The sequence below is a fragment of the Nostoc cf. edaphicum LEGE 07299 genome, from assembly GCF_015207245.1.
GTDB lineage: Bacteria > Cyanobacteriota > Cyanobacteriia > Cyanobacteriales > Nostocaceae > Nostoc > Nostoc edaphicum_B.
Map to the genome: position 1 here is coordinate 1 of NZ_JADEXF010000249.1, position 6,099 is coordinate 6,099.

Annotated in this window: 4 protein-coding genes; all 4 read left to right on the plus strand. The window is 42.0% G+C overall.

What is annotated here, in order from left to right:
* Positions 1–584 precede the first annotated feature (584 nt).
* The 4 genes from IQ229_RS09570 to IQ229_RS09585 all read left to right on the plus strand — a co-directional run bounded on the left by IQ229_RS09570 (position 585) and on the right by IQ229_RS09585 (position 6,033).
* Positions 585–1,181, plus strand: coding sequence for a YybH family protein (locus IQ229_RS09570; RefSeq protein ID WP_322743963.1), 597 nt, complete (start codon positions 585–587; stop codon positions 1,179–1,181).
* 8 nt (positions 1,182–1,189) lie between these two features.
* Entirely contained in the window at positions 1,190–2,494 is a 1,305-nt protein-coding gene (locus IQ229_RS09575) for a glycosyltransferase family 2 protein (protein ID WP_194043192.1), read from the plus strand.
* Between the two features lie 37 nt (positions 2,495–2,531).
* On the plus strand, positions 2,532–3,998 hold the full coding sequence (locus IQ229_RS09580) for a Fic family protein (RefSeq protein ID WP_194043193.1): 1,467 nt from the start codon (positions 2,532–2,534) through the stop codon (positions 3,996–3,998).
* Positions 3,999–4,326: 328 nt separating this feature from the next.
* A complete protein-coding gene (locus IQ229_RS09585) occupies positions 4,327–6,033 on the plus strand; it encodes an N-acyl-D-amino-acid deacylase family protein (RefSeq protein ID WP_194043194.1) in 1,707 nt (568 codons plus the stop codon).
* Positions 6,034–6,099: the final 66 nt, after the last annotated feature.

Genomic DNA, 6,099 nt, shown 5'->3' on the forward strand with positions numbered 1-6,099 from the left:
ATGCTCAACTTGTGTGGCTAAAGTCAACCCACGGACATGATGCATTTTTAATTGACATGGCTGTATTGAATGAGCTGCTGCTCTCTTTTCGGCAAAGTTTAGATTTCTCAGCCTCCTAACTCAATAATCTCATTATTGTAGGGTGCGTTACGCTGACGTGATAACACACCCTAAGAGATTTTCGGTGAGTTAGGAATAAATTCCATAACGCACCCTATTAAATTAAAGCTTGTGTATATGATGGAAAAAATTTATAGAGTGGCGACAGTCGCGGGAGTTGAGATTTTGCGACAGCGCCAACTAAAAGATAGTGTACCAGATTTGCGGTGGGTATCTGCAGAAAGCTTCTGCCTGGTTGTTGAGCGTAACCGAAACACTGCCTCCTGCCTGGTTGTTGAGCGTAGTTGAAACATCTTTGTAAAAATTCTTTTAATCAGCCCTAGTCAACAGGAGTGGCAAAATGTGGGTATTAAGATTAAAACAATTATCGGTAAGTATCACCCAATCTACAGGTTCTTTAGATGATGAAACAGAGATGGGCAAGCATATACAAATGCACTCAGCTACTTTAAAGTTTTTTATTAGTGTTGGTAATTTGGAATCTACCCCAATCCGCTCTAGCAGATGTCAACTCACAAGAGATAAATGCAATTATTCGCACATGGGATATTGCCCTGCAAGCCCTTAACACTCGCGATTTTACCAAAATACAGCCTTACTTGCACCCAAATTTCACAATTACAACAATTGATAACCAGATTTTTAACACAGTTCCTGAGTTTGAAAAGTACTGGAATCAGCAGTTTTCCAGTTCCATAAAAGATATCAAAATGCAACTAAAGGGAGATAGTCTTAGAACATTTCTCACTCCAGAAATCGATGTTGCCTCTGGAGAAGCGATGTCTACGACGGGCTACGCCTACGCATCTTTTTCTTTCAAAGATGGCAAAGCGGCTGATATGGCGTTGCGATGGACAGCGGTGCTACAAAAACTCCAAGATAAATGGACGATTCAATCGCTGCATTTTTCCTCAAATCTGTTGAATAACCCAGTGCTAAATGCTGCTCAACAATTGGGGCGAATTCTAGCAGTCGCGGCAGGGGTGGCCGGTTTCCTGTTGGGAGCAGTGACGATGCTATTATTACGTCGCAGGACTAAGCAACGAACTGAAAGTATATAGCAAATAAAGTGGGAAGAAGTACCTATCAGCCCAGTAAAAATATTAGCTTTCATCGCCGTCTCAAAGCAACCATAGTAGTTTTATTAGTTTGGGGTAGCGTGAGTTTGCTGCACTGGCTACCAGAAACACAATGGTTGATGCTGGGATTAACGGCAATCCTGACTGTGCAAACGTTACGGATGCTGCTAGCAAAACCAGCAGCGGCGGTGATGGAAAGTGAAATTTATTTACCGCCAGTCTCGATTTTAGTTCCGGCTAAAAATGAAAGTCCAGTCTTGGCTAATCTAGTTTACAGCCTATGCCAATTGAATTATCCCAGCGATTCCCTAGATATCTGGGTTGTTGATGATGGGAGTACCGATAAAACCCCCCAAGTTTTGGAAGAATTACAAACTCAATTTCCATCTTTACAAGTTCATCGACGGGAATCAAAGGGTGGTAAATCAGGTGCGTTGAATGCGGTGTTTCCCTTTACCCAAGGGGAGATTATCTTAGTCTGCGATGCAGATGCTCAGTTACCTGCTAATTTTCTCCGGCAAACAGTACCTCTGTTTCAGAAGCAAGCGATCGGTGCAGTGCAAGTACGAAAAGCGATTTCTAATGCTAATACCAATTTCTTAACCCGTTGCCAGCAGATGGAAATGTGCTGTGATAGCTTTCTACAAACCCATCGCATTGCTATTGGTGGAATGTCTGAACTGCGGGGTAATGGGATGTTAGTTCGTCGGGAATTGTTAGAAAAGTGTCAAGGTTGGAATGAGAACACTGTCACCGATGATTTGGATCTTTGCTTCAAACTCTATTTAGCAGGTGCAGAAATTGAGTTTGTTACAGTTCCATCAATTCAAGAAGAAGGTGTAACTACTTGGTCAAAACTTTGGCATCAACGCTGTCGTTGGGCTGAAGGTGGCTATCAGCGTTATCTAGATTATTTTCCGCAAATTCTTACTTTAGGTTTTGCGAAAGAAATTGATTTATTATTGTTTTTTTTCTTGCAATTTCTTCTACCAATTGGACTAATACCCGATTTAGTTTGGACAATATTTTATAGCCATCACCCAGTTTTGTTTCTACTCCAGACACTACTCAGCATCATTCTGACAATTGCCTTTATTGCTGGACTTTACCAATTTCAAAATTTAAGAGGATGGTCTTCGATTTGGGCAACAATTCAAGGTTCATTATACATGGTGCATTGGATTCCTGTGATGATTGTGACAACTTTAAAGATGTGTGTGCAAAAGGAGCGATCGCGTTGGGTGAAAACTGAACATCGTGGTGGAAATGCTGACACTGATTGTGGAAATAAATAAAGTAAAATTTAAGAGGATTATCAAATAGTAATGACTTATGGCATGGCAACCTATAGAAGATATATCATTAAATTGGCAAAGTTTAGCTAGCTCAGAATTACCGCCTTTGGTAACTGTTTGGAATGAGCAAGCAGAGCGGCTTCGCGCATCTGGTGAGTTTAAAGTCTTCATGGAAAGACTACGCCGCGAAATAGCCATTGAAACTGGAATTATTGAGCGATTATACAACATAGATCGAGGAATAACTCGCCTTTTAATTGAACAAGGAATTAACGAGGCTCTGATTCCTCATGGAGCTACAGATCGTCCAGTAAAACAAGTAGTGTCTTTAATCAGAGATCAGGAAACTGCGATTGAAGGACTCTTTGATTTTGTGGGTGGGCAAAGAAATTTATCAACCTCCTATATAAAGCAGTTACATCAGGTTCTAACCCAGAACCAAGAATATACAGAGGCTTTAGTTCCATCGACAGGGGAAATTGTTCGTGTTCCTCTCATAATCGGTGACTGGAAGCATCTACCTAACAATCCTATGAGACCAGATGGCATTATTGACGAATACTGCCCCCCAGAACAAGTGGCATCTGAAATGGATAGGTTGATTGAATTGCATCATCAACATCGAAATCAGCAAATTCCTCCTGAAGTTGAATCAGCTTGGTTGCATCATCGATTTACACAGATTCATCCATTTCAAGATGGAAATGGCCGAGTTGCGCGATGTATTGCCAGCTTAGTTTTTATTCAAGCTGGTTGGTTTCCTCTAGTTCTGACTCGTGATGACCGTGCAGATTACATTGCAGCTTTAGAGCAGGCAGATAAAGCTGATTTATCAAAATTGATTCAACTGTTTGCCAAAAGCCAAAAGCAAGCTTTTATCCGCAGTCTTGGCTTATCAGAACAAGTCTTATCAGAGTCCCGACGGACTCAGGTTATTATTGCTTCCATTGCTGAAAAGCTGAAGCAAAATCAATCAGCATCTATTCGAGAGCGCAGTCAAAAAGTTGAAGATTTTGCTTCAAAGTTATTTGAGATAGCTTCTAATCGCTCACAAGATGTTGCCAATGAAATCAAGCTATCCGTACAAAATTTAGTGGATGATGCTGATGCTTTTATAATTAGTGCGTCTGTTGGTGATACTCGTTCATATTACCACCGCTACCAAATTGTAGAGACGGCTAAACAGTTAGGATATTTTGCTAATATTCGTAACTATCATACCTGGATACAGTTAGTTATTGATATAGGAATATCAACGACGATTTTGCTTTCATTTCATGTTCTTGGACATGAGTATCGTGGCTTACTTGTGTGTTCTGCGTGTGCATACCACAGAGATAACGCAGAAGAGGGTGAGCGTAACATTAGTGACATTCAAGCCCTAACAGATTCTCCATTCCAGTTCTCTTATGCTGATGAAGAGGGTAATTTAACAGAGCGTTTTAAGAAGTGGTTAGAAGATGTAATTGTGACCGGTTTGGAATATTGGAACAAGAGTCTCTGAAAGCGATGTCTGCAAGGGGCTACACCTACACAATTTCCAATAGACCTCTTGCAAAATTCCTTCTTTTCCGCTTGTTCTTTGCGCCTTTGCGATGCCAGTTGCTTCAAGTCGGCAGAGCCGCCCAACGCACTAGCTCACCTTTGCGTGAGATAAAAAATTATTTATGCAAGAGACTCCATGAGTTGCACTCACAAGCAAAGAATGAAAATATCTCTTTCCCAGTTCCTAATCCCCAGTCCCCAATCCCTATTTTTAAGGCAAGTCTAATAAATTCCCAGCCTATAATGACCCTAAACAGATCCAATAACAACCAAAGGGCAAAAAAATTATGTTGGATTTGCTGATTCAAAACGGGTTAATTTTCGATGGTTTAGGCTCTCCACCTGTTCGCGGAGATATCGGCATTCAAAACGGATGCATTGTCACCCTTGCACCCTCCTTAACTACCCCAGCGCGTGAAGTGTTTGATGCTTCTGGGTTATGGGTGACACCTGGATTTATAGATATTCATACCCACTACGATTTAGAGTTAGAAATTGCACCAGGATTGAGTGAATCAGTGCGTCATGGAGTTACCAGCGTGGTTATTGGTAACTGTAGCTTGTCTATTGCGATCGCAGAACCCCAAATCCTGGCTGATATTTTTCAGAGGGTAGAGACACTTTCCCATCGGCTGATTGCAAAATGGCTACAAAAGTCGGTTTCCTGGCAGACACCAGCAGAATATTTACAGCATTTGCAACAGTTACCCCTTGGCCCCAATGTTGCCCCAATGTTTGGACACAGTGCTTTACGCGCTCATGTGATGGGATTAGAACGCAGTTTAACTGTTCAGCCGACAAAATTTGAACTAAATCTTATGCAGCGCATAGCCACAGATGCAATAGATGCTGGCTTTATTGGTATTTCTATTGATATGTTTCCCTGGCATCGCATGAGTGGAGAATGGCAAGGGTGTACAATTCCCTCTCAACACGCGAAATTTAATGAATATGCAATGTTGGCGGATTTATCTCGGCGGTGCGATCGCGTTTTTCAAGTCACACCCAATTTACAACGACTTGCTTCCTTTGTGGATATTCTGCGTATGGGTTCAGGGATTGGACAAAAACCACTGCGGTTAACAGTTCTATCTGCTTTAGATGCCGTACACGATCGCAAACTATGGCGAATATTTTCCCCCCTACTTTTTATTTGGAATCGGCTTCTAAATGGTAATGTGCGCTTTCAAACCTTAACGGAACCCTTCACCATTTACTCTGATGGATCTGTGACTCCCTTATTTGAAGAATTCTCCACAGGCGCACAACTCAATGGCTGTCAGTCACGAGAAGAAAGACAACAACTATGGGCATCGGAAATATTTAGTCGTCAGTTTCGCCAAGAATGGCTGAGTAAACGGCGTAAATCATTCCATCGTCAGTTAGATTTGATGGAAGTTATTCACTGTCCCGAAGCAAGTTGGCAAGGATTAAGTTTTGCCCAAATTGCTCGTCAAAACCAACAAGAACCAGTGGATTTATTTATCCACGCATTACAAAAATACGATACAGATTTACGCTGGGTGGCGACAGGAGCAAACGATCGCCTAAAACCCCGTTTAGCGATGATGCAGCATCCGCATATTTTGCCTGGTTTTACCGATGCTGGCGCTCATGTCCGTAACCTGGGCTACTATGATGGAGCTTTGTCTTTGCTCAAACAAGCAGTTGCAACGAAGTTCCTTTCACCGGAAGCTGCGATTTGCCGAGTTACCGGAGAACCTGCTGGTTGGTTTCGTCTGGATACGGGAGTTCTCAAAGTTGGTGCGAAAGCGGATATAGTTTTACTCGATCCCAATGCTTTAAATCAGCCAATTAGCCCGCAAGTGCAGATATCAGATCCCGTTTTAGATGGTGAACCTCGGATGGTTAAGCGTGGTTCGGATGAAATTGTGCAAGGGGTTTATATTAATGGGGTTCAGGTTGTTTGTCGGGGTAAAGTGAGCGATCGCTTGGGGCGTGAAAAGTTGGGAAGTGTTTTGTTTCCTGTTTGAATTATCTCACGCAGAGACGCAAAGAGAAGTTTAAAAATTTAACATTGAATTGCTTTTACCCCACAC